This is a genomic window from Myroides odoratimimus (assembly GCF_038039805.1).
Taxonomy (GTDB): domain Bacteria; phylum Bacteroidota; class Bacteroidia; order Flavobacteriales; family Flavobacteriaceae; genus Flavobacterium; species Flavobacterium odoratimimum_B.
Genome location: NZ_JBBPHK010000003.1, coordinates 256,196 through 274,535, shown reverse-complemented (window position 1 = coordinate 274,535; position 18,340 = coordinate 256,196). Strand labels below are relative to the sequence as shown.

The window sequence follows — 18,340 nt, the reverse complement described above, 5'->3', positions numbered from 1 at the left end:
TCCAGCCTTCCAAGCTGGTTGTCGCGAGTTCGAGCCTCGTCTTCCGCTCTATAAAAAAGCCCTAACATTTGTTAGGGCTTTTTTTGTTTAGTTAAGATGGCTTAAGTCTGTATTAGTCTTTACTTCATAAGGGTCTTTATTTTGTTCAAATATTCTAGCATCTAATTCACCTTTTAGCGTGATTTGGTCTCCTTTTACTTCTAGCCAACTACCTTCTCTAAGTCCTACTACAGGTTGTGTGTTAAAAGCGTGGAACTCATTGATACGTGTTTCTCTAGTTTCTCCCATGTGGGTAGAGCCTTCGATAGGATCTAGATAATGAGGGTTTAAATTAAATGGAACAAAACCAAATGTCTTAAATGAAGGAGGGTATACGATAGGCATATCATTAGTCGTTTCCATTGTTAGTCCACAGATATTACTTCCTGCACTACATCCTAGATATGGAGTCCCGTTATTTACAGCATCTATAACAGTATTTAGAATATTATTCTTATATAGTTGTTGTACTAATAAGAAGGTATTTCCTCCTCCTGTGAAGATCGCTTCTGCTTGTTGTACTGCTTCTATAGGATTTGGATACTCATGTATTCCTTTGACCTCAATATTGATAGTGGCAAAAGCACCTTTTACTTTTTCTGTATATTGGTCATGTGTGATTCCTCCTGGACGAGCATAAGGGATAAACAATAGTGTTGATATGTTCTTAAAATGCTCTTTTAAAGTCGGTAATAAGTACTCTAGATAAGTTCCATTATATATGGTAGAAGTACTCGCAATAATTAGATTTTTCATGTGGATAAATAATTTTTGTAAAAATAAGTCGTTTAAATAGAACATTTGCTTTTTCACCTGCAAATGTTCACCTAACTAAAAAACACTATCATGAACCATGCTCAATGCGCCCTGAGTATAATCCTGCTTTTGATAGGCAGTATTTGTTTTGCTCAGGACTCCCTATCCGTTCTTAATGGAAAGATTGTGACTAGAGACGGCATATTTGAAGGTATAGTTATTTTAAATACTTCAAAAGAGATTTCTGTACTATCTGATAACAAAGGGTATTTCTCTATCCGTAGTCATATTAATGATACAATAAGATTTATCAGTCCTAATCATACAGAATATCAATATGTGGTCAACGAATTTGATATCAAGCGCAGCCCTGTGCTATTTCCTCTAGAACCTTTATACAGTATCAATAGACTTGACGAGATTGTCATCACGAAGATAGATAGTGATGCATTAGGCTTTACAGATAAGTATACGAGAAGGTATACTCCTGCAGAACGCAAACTTAGAACTGCTAAAACGGGTGGAGGAATGATCCCAATAGACCCCTTTATTAATATGCTGTCAGGGAGAATGAGTATGCTTAAGAAGAACTTAGCTTATGAGAAGACAGACCACAGAGTAGAGAAACTATTGGAGACAATTACTAGTGAGCGATTAGTAGATTATTATCAGATACCTGTAGATTATGTAGAAGGATTTGCGTATTATGCAGTAACAAAAGAAGGAATCAAAGATTTGCTCAATGCCAAGATAGTAGATCTAAATGAGTTAGAAAGAGATCTAACGCCTGTGGTGTTTGAGTTTCTAGAAATGATTAAAAATAAAAACGGAGAAGAAATATAATATGTGTACTAGATCATATTTAGTATGACATAAATAAGGCTGTAAAGGCAGAATATTATCTTCCGATAAATAGAAGTATTGTAATGAATGTAATTCAGAGGTTATTGACTTTATTGCTATTGTTAGCAGGGGTAGGACATGCTTGGGCTCAAGAACAAGGTGGGTTGATAAGTGGTAAGCTAGTCACTCGTGGAGGAGAGTTAGATGGGACTGTAGTCACTAATATCAATAGGAACAAAACAACATTAGCGGATAAGAAAGGTTATTTTGAGATATATGGAGAACCACGAGATACTATACGTTTTAGTAGTGTGCATCACATAGAATATACTTATATCGTAGCAGAAGGGGATGCTAAAAGAGGTGTTCTCTTATTTCCTTTAGAACCCTTACCTGATTTAAGTACGAGATTAAACGAGATTCTGATCACTAAGATAGATGCTGGAGCGCTGGGATTTACGAATAAGTATACTAAGAGATATACCCCTGCAGAACGAAAGCTCAGGACTGCTACCACAGGAATATTAGATCCACTAGTGAACTTGTTATCAGGTAGAACAGCTATGCTTAAGAAGAATCTAGCGTATGAGAGAGAAGGTTTTAGGGTCAACAAGTTATTAAGTGTAATAGACGAAGAAAGATTAGTCAATTATTATAAGATACCACCTGATTATGTAGAGAGCTTCGCGTACTATGCTGTGTCTAGAGAAGAGATAAAAGATATCGTGAATGCTACTGTGATAGACACAAAGTTCTTAGAAAGAATGATAGCACCTGTGGTGTTAGACTTCTTAGAAATGATCAAAACGAAGACAGAATAATCTATTTATAGCTTAATTATACTTCATCGCAATCTTGTAGTATTTGTTTGTTCTAGTAGAATAGAGATAGATGGGTGGTGGTTAGATGGAAGTTTTATTGAATACTTATTTTGAGTTTTAAGTATGTTAGTAAGACAAATCAGTGCTTTGCTTGCTTAAGAGTGAACACTTTATAAACTAGTATATGAAGAATATAAAATACATTGCCATTATAGTAGCTCTTCTTTTGGTAGAACTTGTATTCGCTCAAGAAGGTTTAAAAACATTGAATGGAAAAATTCTTTTTAGAGATGGAGATAGAGACGAAGTACTAGTCATTAATACTTCGAAAGGGATTTCTGAGTTCTCTGATGATAAAGGGTACTTTAGTGTGAAAGGGGAAGTGAATGATACGTTGAGATTCGTAAGTTTATCATATCTATTACACGTCTATGTAATTAATGAAGTAGATCTAAACAGAGACCTTGTTCTGTTTTCGTTAGAAAGAAATACTACAGGAGAGGTATTGGACGAAATAGTTGTTACGAAAAAGAATAAGTCTCCATATCCTAAATATACTTATAAGTCTAAAGGGCCTAGTCCTATGGAACGACAGCTAGCTTATGCTACCTCTGGCCTTATCGCGCCTTTAATCAATATGCTCAACGGAAGGACTAAGATGCTTAAAAAAGCACTGGTCTATGAGCGAGCGGGGTTTAGAGCAGATAAGTTTTTAGACCATGTAAGTGATGAGCTATTGGTAGATAAATATCACATACCTTATGACTATGTAGAGAGTTTTGCTCTTTATGCTGTGAATGATGAGAAGGTAAAGGAAGCGCTCGAGGTAACGCCTGTAGATACTACTTATTTAGAAACAGTGATTGCTCCTGTAGCAGTCGACTTCTTAGAAGTGATTAAGGATAGACCTTTTAAAGAACTGGAATAGATTGATTAGAAGCACAAGGATTTTATGGGTATTATTCAATATGTGAGTGATATTAGTAGTCAGTATAAAAGCTATAGATAGGTTAGGGAAGACTATATTTAACATAAGTTTGCGAGGGGAAAATTTGTGTATCCTATAGAATGGAATATTTTTACAATTATAATTAAGGAATGATGAGAATATTTGTAGCCTTTCTATTAATATTGAACTTTTCTGTTGTTTTTGCACAAGAAAGAAAGATGGTAGATGGTAAGATTGTATCTAGAACGAAGAGATTAGATGGGGTATACGTAGCGAATATTAATACAGGGGAGTCTACTATGACTGCTCCTGGAGGATATTTTAAACTAAAGGCACAGGAGAATGATACGATTATGTTCTCAGGGCCATTTTTTTTAGGATATAGACATCAGTTAGACGATATAGATATAAAAAGAGATATTATTTTAATACCACTAGAGCCTAATTCACTTTATTATGAGTTAGACGAAATAGTAATCACTAAGATTACCTCAGAATCACTAGGACTGATACCTAAAGGAACCAAGATACGTACTCCTGCTGAACGTAAGTTATATACTGCCACTACTGGTAGTGGACTTATCTCTGTAGATGCGATAGTGAATATGATCTCTGGACGTACTAAGATGCTGAAGAAAGCATTAGCTTATGAAAAACAAGAAGGACGAAAAGATAAGTTCTTAATGTATATTAGCCCAGAGAAGTTAACGAAGGATTATAGTATACCTAAAGATTATGTCTACGGGTTTGCCTACTATGTAGCTACAGATGAGCTAATGACCTCTATTCTGAATACAAATATAGTAGACGAAAAGAAAGTCGCTAGTAGAGCAGGAGAATTGGCACTAGAGTTTATAGAGCTGATACATGAGAAATTGAATCTAGAAGTGAAGCAGACTAAAATAGAATAGTTTAACAAATGGTTTTAGATAAAATCTATGTGAGAATTTAATAAACTTCGTAGATTTGTAATCTTATAAATAGAAAAACGAATATTTATGTTTGGAATCGGAGGGGGTGAAATATTTTTCATCATTATAATAATCTTAATGTTGTTTGGTTCTGATAAGGTTCCGGAGATGGCACGTACCTTTGGTAAGTTTATGGCTCAGTTAAAGAATGCAACAAACGATATCAAACACGAAATCAATAAGAGTGCAGAAGAATCTGGTATTAAAAAAGAGATAACAGAGACTTTCGATATAGATATTAATCCTATGAAGGATATTCAGAATGAAGTAGAGAAGCAAAAAGAGGATATTGAGAATATTACAGGGCCGATAAAAAGACAACTTTAATGTTAGAAACAATTGTACAGTGGGATAAGGAACTAATGCTGTTCTTAAACAACTTAGGGACTCCTACATTTGACCCATTCTGGTTATTTATCACGAAGCAGCTTAACTGGCTTCCGTTTTATCTCTTATTACTTTATCTAGTATATAAGAAGGTGTCTCTAAAGACACTAGGTATTATACTACTGTTCATAGCAGGACTTATCGCCTTTACAGACCAGTTTACTAATCTAGTCAAAAGTGCTGTAGCTCGTCCTAGACCATGTAATACAGAGGATATCAGAGCTATGCTTAGAGTAGTGAAGTGTAGTAGCTCACTGAGTTTCTTCTCAGGACATGCTTCTAACTCTACTGCGACGATGCTGTTCTTATTCTTAATATTGAGAAGATATTATAAGTACGCGTTTTTGGTATTTATATTCCCACTCGTATTTGCATATAGTAGAATCTACTTGTCATTGCATTTCCCTACAGACATTTTCGTAGGAATGTGTGCAGGACTTACCACAGGAACATTATTCTACCAAGGATTTAAATGGGTAGAAAAGAAATATAAGTTAGTATAACTAGCATTAAAAAAAGGCTTAGAATCTAGATTCTAAGCCTTTTTTATTATCGTACTCTTGATACTGTAAGTCCATCTCTTATCGGTAATAATATAGTCTCTACACGAGGATCGTCTTTTAGTAACTTATTGTACTGATCGATCTCTATAGTAGCTCTATCATTCCATTTAATATCTTCTACTACCTTCCCAGACCATAGAACATTGTCAGATAGGATGATCCCTCCCTTATTCATCTTCTCGATGATTAGGTGAAAGTAGTTTGTGTAATTCTTTTTATCTGCATCTAGAAACACTAGGTCAAACTTCTTATCTAAAGTAGGGATGATGTCTAATGCACTACCTAAGTGCTGGGTGATCTGATGCCCATAGTCAGACATATCGAAGTATTTTCGTTGAAAGTCTACTAACTCTTCATTTACATCTATCGTATCGATAGTACCATCAGCTCTCAGTCCTTCTGCTAGTGATAGTGTAGCATATCCAGTGAATGTACCTACCTCTAATATATGCTGAGGGTTAACTAGCTTAGAGATCATACTCAAAAAACGACCTTGGAAGTGACCACTTAGCATTCTAGGCTGTAGTACTTTTTGATACGTTTCTTTATCTAGTTTGGCTAATAACTCAGGTTCATCTTCTGAGTGTTTTGCCGCATAATCTTCTAACTCTGGTGATATAAAATGCATAATCGAAATTCAAGTAATAATTAAAGGCACAAATATAATCCTAGATTGTACGCTGACCAAATACTCCTGTAGATTTATGATTATTAGTCTATTTAGAGTTTGTTGAGACTATAAATAGCGATATATATTACAGTTCTACTGTATAGATAGTTCGGGTAGAGAATTAGTACAGTTCGCAAAAGCACTTCTTAACCCTTGTATTTACTAGGTATTTCCGAACACTATCCGAATGCTATCTATATTACTAAATAGGAAGTGTTGATATAGAGAGTATTATCCTCTATATGTAACTTCATAATAGGTCAAAAAGGGAATTAATAGTCAATTACTCCAAATAGAGTCATCGTGATGTAATCATATTAAAAGGAGTTATTAAAAATAACTGTCAAAGAAGTGATTTATTTTTCTAAATTTATAGGAACCAATTATTTAAACTATTATGAAGGTATTAAAGAAAGTTCTGAAGTGGCTAGTGATTCTGATAGCACTAGTAGTGGCACTGATGTATATATTTAAAGTGGATTACCTCTTTACGGCGGTGCGTACGATATACTTTAATGGATATAAGACAGCGTTCTTAGATGATTATAAATATTTCCCGACTAGAGAGATTAAGAATGATGTAGGGCAGCCGTGGGCATTCACGAAGGATTATAATACCATAAAAGCAAGTGATAATTTAGAGAATACCCATAAGGAACTTGAGTCTATAGCTTATTTAGTCATAAAGAATGATAGTATCTTCTACGAGGCTTATTATGACGGGTATGGAAAGGACTCTTATACCAACTCATTCTCGATGGCTAAGAGTATCGTATCTGCTGCCTTAGGTAAAGCATTACAGAGGGGAGAGATCAAGAGCCTTGGTCAGAAGGTAATAGAATTCTTGCCAGAGTTAAAAGGAAAGTATAAAGATGATGTAACTGTAGGAGATCTATCTTCTATGGCATCAGGATTAGATTGGGATGAGGCATATTACAGTCCGTTCTCAGTGGTGACGAGAGCTTATTTTGATAAAGATCTAAGAAGTGTAATGTTAGGTCTAGAGATAAAAGATAAGCCTGGACAAGAGTTTATTTATAAAAGTGGAGATACAGAGCTATTGACGATGGTGTTAGAGAAAGCTACTGGTAAGTATATGACTGATTATGTGTCAGAACATTTCTGGAAGCCTATGGGAGCAGAGAATCCAGCGTTATGGCAGATAGACCATGAAGGGGATGGGGTAGAGAAGTCATACTGTTGTTTTACGAGTAATGCGCGTGATTTTGCTAGATTTGGTAAGTTGTATAAAGACGAGGGGCTGTGGAATGGTGAACAGATATTAGATAGCACATTTATTAAAAAGTCTGTTACCCCGCGTTTTAAAGATGCGCCCGAGTATGGCTATGGCTGGTGGTTAGTGAATCACAAGGGACAAGATTTCTTCTATATGCGAGGTCATTTAGGACAGTTCGTGATCGTGTCTCCTAAGGATAATGTGATTATCGTACGTCTAGGACACTTAAAGGGATTACAGACAGAGGAAGATCCTCATAGTAACGATCTATATACTTACATCGATGAGGCCTATAATATGTTGAACCAAAGGAAATAAGATATGCTTAGAAATGTGATGCTAGATAGTCTACTCTTTTTTGATATTGAGACAGTGCCAGAAGTACCTGCTTTTAGTGATCTAGACGAGGAGATGCAAAATCTGTATGATATCAAGACGGCCTATCAGAGAAGAGATGGACAGACTGCAGAGGAGTTTTATGACCGTGCAGGGATTTGGGCAGAGTTTGGTAAGGTGGTGTGTATCTCAGTAGGATATTTCACGTATAAGAATGGAGATAGACAGTTTAGAGTCAAGTCCTTTGCAGGAGAGGAACGCCATTTATTACAAGAATTTTCTAATTTAATAGATGAGTATTTTAATGAGCCTACTCGCGTTCTATGTGGGCATAATATTAAGGAGTTTGATATCCCCTTCGTGGTAAGGCGAATGTTGATAAATGAGGTAAAAATCCCCAATAAACTGTGTATTATTGGGAAAAAACCGTGGGAGGTGAATCATCTAGATACTATGGAAATGTGGAAGATAGGAGATTATAAAAATTTTACATCTTTAAGGCTTTTGACCAGAATATTGGGTATACCCTCTCCTAAAGATGATATAGACGGTAGTGAGGTGGCTAAGGTGTATTATGAAGATAAGGATATTGACAGAATTATAGTGTATTGTGAGAAAGATGTGGTAGCAGTGGCACAGGTTTTGCTGAGATTTAAGCGTGAGGAACTATTAAGTCAGAGCGAGATATTTTCTGTTTAAGTTAAAGAAATATTAAAAAACATTGGTTAGTGCTTGTTGTTAAAATAAATTTTTTCTAATTTTGACTTCAAATAAGAAAATAGTAATGCAGATAATTTATTCAAATATGGTTTATTCAACAAAATGTGTATTCTCTAAGAAGAATGCATCGTTTATGGTATAGAGCTATCTTTGGATAATTATAAAGATATTTAATAAGCCTCTGTACCTCACAGGGGCTTATTTTTTTTAAAGAAAGAAACATATAAAAATAAAGTAATGAATTTAGTCTATAATCTATTAACGTCTACATCGTATAAGGAAATTTGTTTTCCTAAGCATTCGATGTATATAGATGTAGCCAAGAGAGATAGCTTGTTTTGATTATACTATTTTTATAGTTAAGAGTTAATAAGAAGGTCCTTTTGGCAGATAGCTGAAAGGGCCTTTTTGTATAGTGTCAATTTTATAAATTATTAAAAGAATGGAAAGTAAAGTTTTAAAAGTATTGGGCTTCTCAGTAAGGGAGCAACAATTCGCTGTAAAGACAGCCAACTACTCTTTCACAGTGAAAGATGGAAGAGAACTAGTAAGAGACGTGAATGCGAACTCTGCAGAGTTGCTATTAGCTAAGCTAGCAGGTAGTATCCACGCAGTGGGCAAATTAATCGGTAATACATTGGGGTTAGATCTAAAGTCTATCCAGATAGAAGTATCTGGTGTGATAAAAGGAGAGGGGTTCGAAAAGGATAGTTTAGACCACTTCAACAGAGTAGATGTAATCGTAAAACCTACTTCTGAGGCATCTATAGTGTTGCTAAAAGAATGGTTGGATGCTGTAAAATCAGCTTGTCCGATGTTTGCAAATTTTAAAGAAAAAACTCCTACTATCGTTACGTTAGTCAAGGAATATGACCAAGTAAAAGTAGCGTAGTATGTCTGTATATTCTGTAAAAATTGTGGTATAGTATAGATGTTTAATTAGTTTATTAGATAGCTTATACTATATCACAATTATTATATATTTTTGTTATTCTAGTGATCGTACTGAATATTAAAAATGAAACAAGATATACCTATATTATCTGTAAAGGATTTACAAATCGATTTTCTGAAAGAGAAATCTTGGAATACTATTATCAAAAGGAGTTCTTTTGATATTTATGCAAACGAGATTCTTGGTGTAGTAGGAGAGTCGGGTTCTGGTAAGTCAGTTACATCACTTGCATTAATGGGGCTATTGCCTCGAGAGATATCTCGTATTAGCTCGGGTAATATCGTGTTTGAAGGAAATGATATTACGCATAATACAGATAGTGAGTTCCGACTGTTGCGTGGAGCTCAGATATCTATGATATTTCAGGAGCCGATGAGTGCTCTAAATCCTTCTATTACTTGTGGCGAACAGGTAGCTGAGATACTTCGAGAGCATACTTCGCTCAGAGGAAAGGCTTTAAGAGAAGAGGTGTTGCGCCTTTTCGATAGAGTTAAATTGCCGAATCCTAATCAAGTTTATACTAAATATCCTCACCAAATCTCTGGTGGACAAAAGCAAAGAGTCATGATCGCAATGGCGGTGGCGTGCAAGCCTAAGCTACTGATAGCTGATGAGCCTACGACAGCATTAGATGTGACTGTGCAAAACGAAATCATTAATCTACTGAAAGATTTACAGCGCGATAATAAGATGAGTATCTTATTTATCTCTCATGATCTGAATCTAGTGTCGTCTATCAGTGACCGTATTCTAGTGATGTATAAAGGGGATATCGTAGAACAAGGAAAGTCAACAGAAGTGTTTAACCATCCACAAGATATGTATACCAAAGCCTTAGTAGCGTCTAGACCTTCTCTTACAGAGCGACTAAAAAGACTGTCTACCATAGGAGATTTTCTGAATAATAAGGTGGTTAGAGATGTGGTGACTACTGAGGATAGAAAAGATAGATTAGAGAAATTATACAGTAATGCTCCGTTGCTAGAGATTAGGAATGTGTTTAAGGATTATGTCATTAATGGAGGACTGTTTAACAAAGGGGTGTTCCACGCGCTACAAGACATCAGCTTTAATGTCTATGAAGGAGAGACTCTTGGACTAGTAGGAGAGAGTGGGTGTGGTAAGTCTACATTAGGCAATGTCATTCTACAACTAGATAGAGCTACTAAAGGACAGATATTCTATAAAGGTCAAGACATCACGAAGCTTTCTTCTAAAGCGTTTAGGGTGTTTAGAAAAGATATACAGATTATATTTCAAGATCCTTATTCGTCTTTAAACCCTCGTCTGACCGTAGGTGAGGCAATCTTAGAACCTATGAAGGTACACAAGATAGGAAGTAGTGATGCGGATAGAAAGGAGAGAGTAATAGAAATACTGTACCGAGTAGGGCTAGACGAATCTGTATTTAGTCGTTATCCACATGAGTTCTCTGGAGGGCAGAGACAGCGTATCGGTATCGCTAGGACGATAGCTGTGCAGCCTAAACTGATTATCTGCGATGAGTCTGTGTCTGCACTAGATATATCTGTACAAGCTCAGGTGCTGAATCTACTAAACGATTTAAAGGATAAGTATAACTTTACCTATATATTTATATCTCATGATCTATCTGTAGTAAAGTATATGTCTGATCAGGTGATGGTGATGAATAAAGGTAAGATAGAGGAGATAGGCGAGGCAGATGAATTATATACTCACCCTAAGACAGCGTACACAAAAGGATTGATTAGTTCTATCCCAAAATAAGCTATAGTAAAAAAAGCTCCGATAGTGGAGCTTTTTTACTTAGTTATATCCTGAATATGGAACTTCTTCTTCTATAAAGTGAATGCCATTCTCTTCTAGTTCTTTCAGAATAGGACTATACACTTCCTCTTCTATTGGCATCTGTACACCTGGTGTGGTGATGATTCCTTTTAAGATTTTTAAAGTAGCGATGGCTACAGGAAGACCTACTGTCTTAGCCATAGCAGTGTAGATCTGATTATCTCCTATACAGACCATACGAGAGTCTATCTGATGATTCTGCCCATGTAGTTCGTATCCTATCTTGTGGTACATAACGATCATGTCTTTATCTTCAGGACTTAATGACCAAGAGTCGCTTAGTATCTTCTCTAAGATCTGTGCTGGAGTCGCTTTTTTTAATCCTATTTTTTTAGTTGGGTTGAATAGGTCTAACTCTAATAGTTTATCCCATATAATGTCATCTTGGTCAATACCTAGCGCTAATCTTAGTTTGGTCTCTACAGTATCGGTAGGGTGGTAGGGCAAGTATGAGTTGATAAACTCTCTGTAAGACATCTCTTCAGAATTATCAATAGTATAGCTATCATCTGTTATTCCTAATTCTACAAAGAGATTCCAAGCTCTAGAGTATCCTACTCTTCTGATAGTCCCTCTAAAGATGGTTTTAGCATCGCGAAGTCCATAGACATCTTTGTATTTTAGTGAATCTCTATTGGCATATGCTTCAAACTTTCCATATCCTTCTACATCTAAAAACTCAGTACGTCTAAATACTTTGTTGTAAGGAATGTATTTATATTGACCTTCTTGTAAGAATTTAGCCGCACCACCTTGTCCTGCTAATACTACATTGCGAGGGTTCCAAGTGAATTTATAATTCCATAGATTATTGTCAGATTCTGGAGCGATTAGTCCACCACAGAAAGATTCAAAAGAGATGACTTTGCCTCCTTTCTTTTGGATATCGTGTATGATCTTCATCGCACTCATGTGGTCTATCCCTGGATCTAAGCCTATTTCGTTCATGAAGATGAGATTGTTCTTAGTTACTTCCTTATTGAGTTCTTGCATAGCAGGGCTAATGTAAGATGCCGTAACCATGTGTTTTTTATATTTCACACAGTCTTTAGCTAGTTCTAAGTGATGTATGGCAGGTAGCATTGAGACTACGATGTCTGCTTTTTGCACTAAACTTTGTCGTTCTGTTTCGTTGAATAGGTCAAATGCGATTGCAGTAGCATTTGGGTGATCCATCGCTTTTTGTTGTGCAGATTCTAGAGATAGATCTCCTATAGTAAGGTGTAAGTTCTCTGACTCTGATTTGTCTAAGAGATACTTGATTAATGAAGAGCTGGATCTACCTGCTCCTACGATTAAAATTTCTTTTGTCATAATATTCTGGTTGGTTTTTCAAGATACAAAATTAGTAGTTCCATAAATAGATTAAATTCTACAAATTTTTTAATGTGCTATTTGTCTGATAAGTTGTATATTTGAAAGAAAAATAAATGGGACGAAAAGTTATATTTATAGCTGCTATAATCGGCGCAATTGGTATTGTGCTAGGGGCTTTTGGAGCTCACGGTCTAAAGAAAGTTGTAACAGAAGCTCAAGTGGCTACTTTTGAAATAGGCGTTCGTTACCAAATGTACCACGCACTTTTTTTACTTTTTATAGGTATATGCGGAATATTTTCAGACAAGGCTAAAAAAATAGTTATGTATCTGGTTTTGTTTGGAATATTGTTCTTCTGCGGTTCTATATACCTTCTTACCTTTAAAGATATGATAACCATAGACTTAAGAGTTATTGGGCCAATTACTCCTGTAGGAGGGGTATTGTTCATTGTTGCATGGCTATATGCTGGAATTCAGGCGTATAAAAGTAAAAACATGATTAAATAATTCTTTTGTATATTTATATTTTAAATTTATTTCTAAGTTTGCAAACAAATTAATACACAACCTAAATAATGAAAATGGATATTTCTGAATCAATTTCACTGGAAAAATATGGTATTAAAGATGTTGTAGAGGTAATTTATAATCCTTCGTACGACGTTTTATATAAAGAAGAAACTAACCCTAACTTGACAGGGTATGATAAAGGAGTTGTAACTGAGCTAGGTGCAGTTAACGTAATGACTGGAGAGTTTACAGGACGTTCTCCTAAAGATAAATACATCGTTAAAGATTCAGTTACAGAAAATACAGTATGGTGGAATTCACCAGAATCTCCAAATGACAACAAACCAATCGACAACAGAACTTGGAATGCTTTAAAAGAGAATACTGTTAATCAGTTATCTGGTAAAAGATTATTCGTTGTTGATGCATTTTGTGGAGCTAACGAGAATACTCGTTTAAAAGTTAGATTTATTATGGAAGTAGCGTGGCAAGCGCACTTCGTAACTAATATGTTTATCCGTCCTACTGCAGAAGAGTTAGCTAACTTCGGTGAGCCAGACTTCGTAGTAATGAACGGTTCTAAAACTACTTTTAAAGATTATAAAGATTACGGATTAAACTCTGAGGTTTATATCGCGTTCAACTTGACTGAGAAAATTCAAGTTATCGGTGGTACTTGGTACGGTGGTGAGATGAAAAAAGGTATGTTCGCAATGATGAACTACTACTTACCTCTTCAAGGAATGGCTGCTATGCACTGTTCTGCTAACAAAGGTAAAGATGGTGACGTAGCTGTATTCTTCGGATTATCAGGTACAGGTAAAACAACTTTATCAACTGACCCAAAACGTGAGTTAATCGGAGACGATGAGCACGGATGGGATGACGAAGGTGTATTTAACTTCGAAGGAGGTTGCTACGCTAAGACAATCAGCTTGAGCAAAGAGAATGAGCCAGATATCTATGGTGCTATCCGTCGTGATGCTTTATTAGAGAACGTTACTGTTGATGCTAATGGTGTTATAGACTTTAACGATGGTTCTGTAACACAAAATACACGTGTATCTTACCCAATCGAACATATCGAGAATATTGTTAAGCCTGTGTCTAAAGCTGGACATGCTACTAAAGTAATCTTCTTAACTGCAGATGCTTTTGGTGTAATGCCTCCAGTTTCTAAGTTAACTCCAGAGCAAACTAAATACTACTTCTTATCAGGATTTACTGCTAAGTTAGCTGGTACTGAGCGTGGAGTAACTAAGCCAGAGCCTACGTTCTCTGCTTGTTTCGGTAAAGCTTTCTTATCTCTACACCCAACTCAATACGGTGAGGAGCTAGTGAAGAAAATGGAAGAGCACAATGCTACTGCTTATATGGTAAACACAGGATGGAATGGTACTGGTAAGCGTATCTCTATTAAGGATACTAGAGCTATCATTGATCGTATCTTAGATGGTTCTATCGAGAATGCTGAGACTACTATTGTACCTATCTATAACTTCGCTGTACCAACAGCTTTAGAAGGAGTAGATACAAATATTTTAGATCCTCGTAATACGTATGCTGAAGCTTCTGAATGGGAAGAGAAAGCAAAAGAATTAGCTGGATTATTCGTAGAAAACTTTAAATTATATTCTAATAATGAAGAAGGTAAAGCTCTAGTAGCTGCTGGACCTCAATTATAATATAATCTATAACTATATAAAAAGGAGATGACATAGTCATCTCCTTTTTTTTATCCTTAATTGAGTTATGTGCTTTTATTTTAAAGGTATAAAAAAACCACCTATCTAAGAGGTGGTTTTTTTATAATATAAATAGGATATTATTTATTTACTTGTTGAATGTATTTTTCTAAAGCCATAGTCATAGACGGTGTTCCTGGTGCAGGAGCCATAATGTCTACTCTTAAGTTATTGTCTAAAGCTTCTTTCTGTGTTGTAGTTCCAAATACAGCTATTCTAGTGTTATCTTGACTAAAGTCAGGGAAGTTTTTGAATAGAGATTTAATACCAGTAGGGCTAAAGAAAGCTAAAACATCATACTTAACATCTGCTAGGTCTGATAGATCACTCATAACAGTGCGATAGAATGTACCAGGAGTCCAATTTACTTTTAAATCATTTAAGGTAGTTGGAACATCGTGATTTAACTGATCTGAAGCAGGAAGTAAGAAAGTCTCGTCTTTATACTTCTTAATCAAAGGAGCTAATTCTGCAAAGTCTTTTTGACCTACATAGATTTTTCTTTTGCGATACACCACATATTTTTGCAAATAATATGCTACTGCCTCTGATTGGCAGAAGTACTTAAGTGTTTCAGGAACTTTATATCTCATTTCTTCTGCTACGCGGAAAAAGTGGTCTACAGAGTTCTTACTAGTTAGAATAATAGCAGTGTAATTGTTTAAATCAATCTTTTGGTGTCTTACCTCTTTGGCTGGTACACCTTCTACGTGGATGAAGGGTCTAAAGTCAATTTTTACTTTGAATTTCTGCTCTAATTCGAAGTAAGGTGAGTTTTCTACTTTAGGCTCTGGTTGAGAAACCAAAATTGTTTTCACTTTCATAATTGTACTTTTTCTTATAATGCTCCGTAATCTTTTAACCAGAAATATAATAATAGATAAGGAGCTATTTCAAGGGTGCAAAGATACAAAATAAAATAGAACACCTTATTTATTATTGATTTTTGGTTGTTTTTTATAAAAAGAACGTATAAAAGGATATTTGTTGCGATTAATGCAATCAACATGAATCCAATTATAAGTTTGTTGGTTATATTGTTGTAGAATAAAAGAACGTCTACTGCTAACAGTAACATTCCTATATAATTTCGATAGGTAGCTTTTTGTAGATTTAACGCATCCGAAAATTCGTCTATACCAAATGTTGTTGATATAATCTTATCTATTAAATACTTTCCGATGATAAACGTTGTTACAAAGTTTAAAATCATTAAGAACGAACCAAAATTGTAATCTGGTAGTAATTCGAAAGCCTTTAAAGTGATTTGTATAAAGAAAGTAATAGATAAAAGCTGTACAAGTAAAAAAGATAAAGTAAAACTGTTTCTTAAGTTTGTATTATCCTTATAGATTTTTAAATACTTATTAGAGGCAGCTAATTTTGTAAATTCAGAAAATCGGACTCCAAAGATAGTACGGTTAACTGCAATAATAGAGAATCCGATAAAGAATAGGACTGTTGCCCAATCTTTACTAGGGAGTACACGCTCGATAAGTATTAGATTCTCCATAATATCTGCAAAATTAGCAAAAAAACCTTTTAGATTGACTTTGTATTTTATTTAAGTGATAACTTTCTAGAAAAAGGTTATTTTTGTGGCAAACGTTTTAAAAAATGGAGTCAGGACTTGTCATTATACCAACATATAATGAAATTGAAAATATAGAATTGATTATCGATGCTGTCATGGCATTGCCTCAGCATTTTCATGTTCTGATTGTTGATGATAATTCCCCTGATGGTACTGCAGTTGCAGTTGAAGAGTTGCAAAAGAAGTATCCAGAATCTTTGTTTTTAGAGAAGAGAGAAGGTAAGAATGGTCTAGGAACAGCTTATGTACATGGTTTTAAATGGGCTCTGGCTCGTGACTATGACTATGTTTTTGAAATGGATGCAGATTTTTCTCATAATCCCAACGACCTTCCTAAACTTTTAGAGGCTTGTAAAGCGAATCAAGGCTTAGCTATAGGTTCTAGATATGTGACAGGAGTAAATGTTGTAAACTGGCCTTTAAATCGTGTCTTGCTATCCTATGGAGCTTCTATCTATGTTAGAATGATTACAGGGATGAATATTAAAGATACTACAGCTGGCTTTGTCTGTTTTTCGCGTAAAGTATTAGAGAGTTTTGACTTTGAGAAAGTTCGTTTTGTTGGGTATGCTTTTCAGATAGAAATGAAGTATCGCACTTATGTGAAGAATTTTTCGATTACTGAAGTACCTATTATTTTTACAGATAGAACTAGGGGAGAGTCTAAAATGTCTGGAGGAATTATCAAAGAAGCTGTTTTTGGCGTTATTAATCTACGTATACGTAAACTACTAAACACACTATAATGACACACTATTTAATTAAAAACGGAAAAGTCGTAAATGAAGGGACTATTGTAGAAGCAGATGTGCTGATCGAGAATGGCTTTATTGCTAAAGTAGCTTCTAATATCGAAGTTTCTAATGATGTAACTATTGTCGATGCAAAAGGGAATTATGTTATCCCTGGTATGATAGATGATCAAGTGCATTTTAGAGAACCTGGATTGACTCATAAAGGAGATATAGAATCTGAGTCTAGAGCAGCTATTGCTGGAGGGATTACTTCTTTTATAGAACAACCTAATACAGTGCCTAATGCGGTAACTCAAGAATTGTTAGAACAGAAGTATCAGATTGCTGCTACTAAATCGTTTGCCAACTATTCATTTATGATGGGCGGAACAAATGATAACTTAGAAGAACTGCTAAAAACGAATCCACGCAATGTAGCGGGGATTAAGCTTTTCTTAGGTTCATCGACTGGAAATATGTTAGTAGATAGACAAGATGTATTAGAAAAAATCTTTTCGAGTACTTCTATGCTTATCGCTGTACACGCAGAAGACGAAGGAACGATTAAAGCTAACTTAGCGAAGTATAAAGAAGAATTCGGAGAAGATATCCCTGTGAAGTATCACCCGATTATTCGAAGTGAAGAGGCTTGTTATTTATCTTCTTCTAAAGCAATAGAATTAGCAAAGAAAACAGGAGCTAGATTACATGTATTCCACCTTTCTACAGCTAAAGAGACAGAGCTGTTCAGAAATGATATTCCACTGAAGGATAAAAAGATTACAGCAGAGGTATGTGTTCATCACTTGTGGTTCACGGATAAAGATTATGATAAAAAAGGTAATTTTATCAAGTGGAATCCTGCTGTTAAAACAGAAGCTGATAGAGATGGTCTTTGGAAGGCATTACTAGATGATAGAATTGATGTTATCGCTACTGATCATGCACCTCATACCTTAGAAGAGAAGAGCAAGGTTTATTCTTCTGCTCCGTCTGGAGGACCATTGGTACAGCATGCTTTAGTTTCGTTATTCGAAGCTTCTAAACAAGGCAAAATTAGTATAGAAAAGATCGTAGAAAAAACAGCACACAACCCTGCTATTTTATTTCAAGTAGAGAAACGCGGTTATGTAAAAGAGGGGTATCATGCTGATATAGCTATCGTAGACGTGAATCATGACTGGGAAGTAAATAAAGATAATATTTTATATAAATGTGGTTGGTCTCCATTCGAAGGAGAGAAATTTAGTTCTAAAATTACACATACTTTTGTAAATGGATTCTTAGCTTATGAGAATGACAAGGTTAAAGAAGAACATAAAGGACAACGATTATTATTCGTAAGATAAAATTAAGAGAAT

19 protein-coding genes are annotated in these 18,340 nt (G+C 35.3%); 14 read left to right on the top strand and 5 right to left on the bottom strand.

The features are described 5' to 3' along the window. Positions 1-87: 87 nt before the first annotated feature. Positions 88-840 carry a dipeptidase PepE gene (pepE, locus tag AABL85_RS04855; RefSeq protein ID WP_341309355.1) on the bottom strand — a complete coding sequence of 251 codons (753 nt, stop codon included), beginning with the start codon at positions 838-840 and terminating at the stop codon, positions 88-90. A gap of 45 nt (positions 841-885) precedes the next feature. Here pepE and AABL85_RS04850 point away from each other — a divergent pair, with 45 nt between their 5' ends. The 6 genes from AABL85_RS04850 to AABL85_RS04825 all read left to right on the top strand — a co-directional run bounded on the left by AABL85_RS04850 (position 886) and on the right by AABL85_RS04825 (position 5,269). Beyond that, complete coding sequence (locus tag AABL85_RS04850; RefSeq protein ID WP_341309351.1) at positions 886-1,638, top strand: hypothetical protein; 753 nt, start codon at positions 886-888, stop codon at positions 1,636-1,638. A gap of 83 nt (positions 1,639-1,721) precedes the next feature. Beyond that, positions 1,722-2,459, top strand: a complete 738-nt coding sequence (locus tag AABL85_RS04845; protein WP_341309350.1) for a hypothetical protein — start codon at positions 1,722-1,724, stop codon at positions 2,457-2,459. A gap of 184 nt (positions 2,460-2,643) precedes the next feature. Beyond that, positions 2,644-3,387, top strand: a complete 744-nt coding sequence (locus AABL85_RS04840) for a hypothetical protein (RefSeq protein ID WP_341309349.1) — start codon at positions 2,644-2,646, stop codon at positions 3,385-3,387. A gap of 170 nt (positions 3,388-3,557) precedes the next feature. Next, positions 3,558-4,319 carry a hypothetical protein gene (locus AABL85_RS04835; protein WP_286414230.1) on the top strand — a complete coding sequence of 254 codons (762 nt, stop codon included), beginning with the start codon at positions 3,558-3,560 and terminating at the stop codon, positions 4,317-4,319. A gap of 87 nt (positions 4,320-4,406) precedes the next feature. Beyond that, positions 4,407-4,706, top strand: coding sequence for a Sec-independent protein translocase subunit TatA/TatB (locus tag AABL85_RS04830; protein ID WP_286414232.1), 300 nt, complete (start codon positions 4,407-4,409; stop codon positions 4,704-4,706). Further along, on the top strand, positions 4,706-5,269 hold the full coding sequence (locus tag AABL85_RS04825; protein WP_286414234.1) for a phosphatase PAP2 family protein: 564 nt from the start codon (positions 4,706-4,708) through the stop codon (positions 5,267-5,269). Before AABL85_RS04830 ends, AABL85_RS04825 begins: the two co-directional genes overlap by 1 nt. Positions 5,270-5,315: 46 nt before the next feature. Here AABL85_RS04825 and AABL85_RS04820 read toward each other — a convergent pair whose 3' ends face one another. Further along, the gene (locus AABL85_RS04820; protein ID WP_341309348.1) at positions 5,316-5,957 is read right to left on the bottom strand and encodes an O-methyltransferase; all 642 of its coding nucleotides are present in this window, start codon (positions 5,955-5,957) and stop codon (positions 5,316-5,318) included. A gap of 439 nt (positions 5,958-6,396) precedes the next feature. Between AABL85_RS04820 and AABL85_RS04815 the strand changes: the two genes are divergently transcribed. The 4 genes from AABL85_RS04815 (at position 6,397) to AABL85_RS04800 (ending at position 10,996) form a co-directional block, all read left to right on the top strand. Continuing rightward, positions 6,397-7,554, top strand: a complete 1,158-nt coding sequence (locus AABL85_RS04815; protein ID WP_341309347.1) for a serine hydrolase — start codon at positions 6,397-6,399, stop codon at positions 7,552-7,554. Between the two features lie 3 nt (positions 7,555-7,557). Beyond that, positions 7,558-8,271 carry a 3'-5' exonuclease gene (locus tag AABL85_RS04810; protein WP_286414237.1) on the top strand — a complete coding sequence of 238 codons (714 nt, stop codon included), beginning with the start codon at positions 7,558-7,560 and terminating at the stop codon, positions 8,269-8,271. 463 nt (positions 8,272-8,734) lie between these two features. Further along, positions 8,735-9,184 (top strand): OsmC family protein, encoded by a 450-nt coding sequence (locus AABL85_RS04805; RefSeq protein ID WP_006259709.1) that lies wholly within the window; start codon positions 8,735-8,737, stop codon positions 9,182-9,184. Between the two features lie 126 nt (positions 9,185-9,310). Next, positions 9,311-10,996 (top strand): ABC transporter ATP-binding protein, encoded by a 1,686-nt coding sequence (locus AABL85_RS04800; RefSeq protein ID WP_341309346.1) that lies wholly within the window; start codon positions 9,311-9,313, stop codon positions 10,994-10,996. Between the two features lie 39 nt (positions 10,997-11,035). Here AABL85_RS04800 and AABL85_RS04795 read toward each other — a convergent pair whose 3' ends face one another. After that, a complete protein-coding gene (locus tag AABL85_RS04795; RefSeq protein WP_341309345.1) occupies positions 11,036-12,391 on the bottom strand; it encodes a saccharopine dehydrogenase family protein in 1,356 nt (451 codons plus the stop codon). A gap of 116 nt (positions 12,392-12,507) precedes the next feature. Here AABL85_RS04795 and AABL85_RS04790 point away from each other — a divergent pair, with 116 nt between their 5' ends. Both AABL85_RS04790 and pckA read left to right on the top strand, forming a co-directional pair. Next, positions 12,508-12,903 (top strand): DUF423 domain-containing protein, encoded by a 396-nt coding sequence (locus tag AABL85_RS04790; protein WP_286414241.1) that lies wholly within the window; start codon positions 12,508-12,510, stop codon positions 12,901-12,903. Between the two features lie 74 nt (positions 12,904-12,977). Further along, entirely contained in the window at positions 12,978-14,591 is a 1,614-nt protein-coding gene (gene pckA, locus AABL85_RS04785; protein ID WP_286414243.1) for a phosphoenolpyruvate carboxykinase (ATP), read from the top strand. 140 nt (positions 14,592-14,731) lie between these two features. Here the strand turns inward: pckA and AABL85_RS04780 are convergent, their stop codons facing one another. Both AABL85_RS04780 and AABL85_RS04775 read right to left on the bottom strand, forming a co-directional pair. After that, a complete protein-coding gene (locus AABL85_RS04780) occupies positions 14,732-15,475 on the bottom strand; it encodes a uroporphyrinogen-III synthase (protein WP_006259704.1) in 744 nt (247 codons plus the stop codon). 14 nt (positions 15,476-15,489) lie between these two features. Continuing rightward, the gene (locus AABL85_RS04775) at positions 15,490-16,164 is read right to left on the bottom strand and encodes a DUF4271 domain-containing protein (protein ID WP_286414245.1); all 675 of its coding nucleotides are present in this window, start codon (positions 16,162-16,164) and stop codon (positions 15,490-15,492) included. Positions 16,165-16,268: 104 nt separating this feature from the next. Between AABL85_RS04775 and AABL85_RS04770 the strand changes: the two genes are divergently transcribed. Both AABL85_RS04770 and AABL85_RS04765 read left to right on the top strand, forming a co-directional pair. Continuing rightward, a complete protein-coding gene (locus tag AABL85_RS04770; protein ID WP_341309344.1) occupies positions 16,269-16,991 on the top strand; it encodes a polyprenol monophosphomannose synthase in 723 nt (240 codons plus the stop codon). Further along, positions 16,991-18,328 (top strand): dihydroorotase, encoded by a 1,338-nt coding sequence (locus tag AABL85_RS04765; RefSeq protein WP_341309343.1) that lies wholly within the window; start codon positions 16,991-16,993, stop codon positions 18,326-18,328. The genes AABL85_RS04770 and AABL85_RS04765 overlap by 1 nt, the downstream gene beginning before the upstream one ends. Positions 18,329-18,340 lie beyond the last annotated feature (12 nt).

Coding starts and splice junctions, on each gene's coding strand:
- pepE (WP_341309355.1), bottom strand. CDS start 840: ATGTTCTATTTAAACGACTTATTTTTACAAAAATTATTTATCCACATG.
- AABL85_RS04850 (WP_341309351.1), top strand. CDS start 886: ATGAACCATGCTCAATGCGCCCTGAGTATAATCCTGCTTTTGATAGGC.
- AABL85_RS04845 (WP_341309350.1), top strand. CDS start 1,722: ATGAATGTAATTCAGAGGTTATTGACTTTATTGCTATTGTTAGCAGGG.
- AABL85_RS04840 (WP_341309349.1), top strand. CDS start 2,644: ATGAAGAATATAAAATACATTGCCATTATAGTAGCTCTTCTTTTGGTA.
- AABL85_RS04835 (WP_286414230.1), top strand. CDS start 3,558: ATGATGAGAATATTTGTAGCCTTTCTATTAATATTGAACTTTTCTGTT.
- AABL85_RS04830 (WP_286414232.1), top strand. CDS start 4,407: ATGTTTGGAATCGGAGGGGGTGAAATATTTTTCATCATTATAATAATC.
- AABL85_RS04825 (WP_286414234.1), top strand. CDS start 4,706: ATGTTAGAAACAATTGTACAGTGGGATAAGGAACTAATGCTGTTCTTA.
- AABL85_RS04820 (WP_341309348.1), bottom strand. CDS start 5,957: ATGCATTTTATATCACCAGAGTTAGAAGATTATGCGGCAAAACACTCA.
- AABL85_RS04815 (WP_341309347.1), top strand. CDS start 6,397: ATGAAGGTATTAAAGAAAGTTCTGAAGTGGCTAGTGATTCTGATAGCA.
- AABL85_RS04810 (WP_286414237.1), top strand. CDS start 7,558: ATGCTTAGAAATGTGATGCTAGATAGTCTACTCTTTTTTGATATTGAG.
- AABL85_RS04805 (WP_006259709.1), top strand. CDS start 8,735: ATGGAAAGTAAAGTTTTAAAAGTATTGGGCTTCTCAGTAAGGGAGCAA.
- AABL85_RS04800 (WP_341309346.1), top strand. CDS start 9,311: ATGAAACAAGATATACCTATATTATCTGTAAAGGATTTACAAATCGAT.
- AABL85_RS04795 (WP_341309345.1), bottom strand. CDS start 12,391: ATGACAAAAGAAATTTTAATCGTAGGAGCAGGTAGATCCAGCTCTTCA.
- AABL85_RS04790 (WP_286414241.1), top strand. CDS start 12,508: ATGGGACGAAAAGTTATATTTATAGCTGCTATAATCGGCGCAATTGGT.
- pckA (WP_286414243.1), top strand. CDS start 12,978: ATGGATATTTCTGAATCAATTTCACTGGAAAAATATGGTATTAAAGAT.
- AABL85_RS04780 (WP_006259704.1), bottom strand. CDS start 15,475: ATGAAAGTGAAAACAATTTTGGTTTCTCAACCAGAGCCTAAAGTAGAA.
- AABL85_RS04775 (WP_286414245.1), bottom strand. CDS start 16,164: ATGGAGAATCTAATACTTATCGAGCGTGTACTCCCTAGTAAAGATTGG.
- AABL85_RS04770 (WP_341309344.1), top strand. CDS start 16,269: ATGGAGTCAGGACTTGTCATTATACCAACATATAATGAAATTGAAAAT.
- AABL85_RS04765 (WP_341309343.1), top strand. CDS start 16,991: ATGACACACTATTTAATTAAAAACGGAAAAGTCGTAAATGAAGGGACT.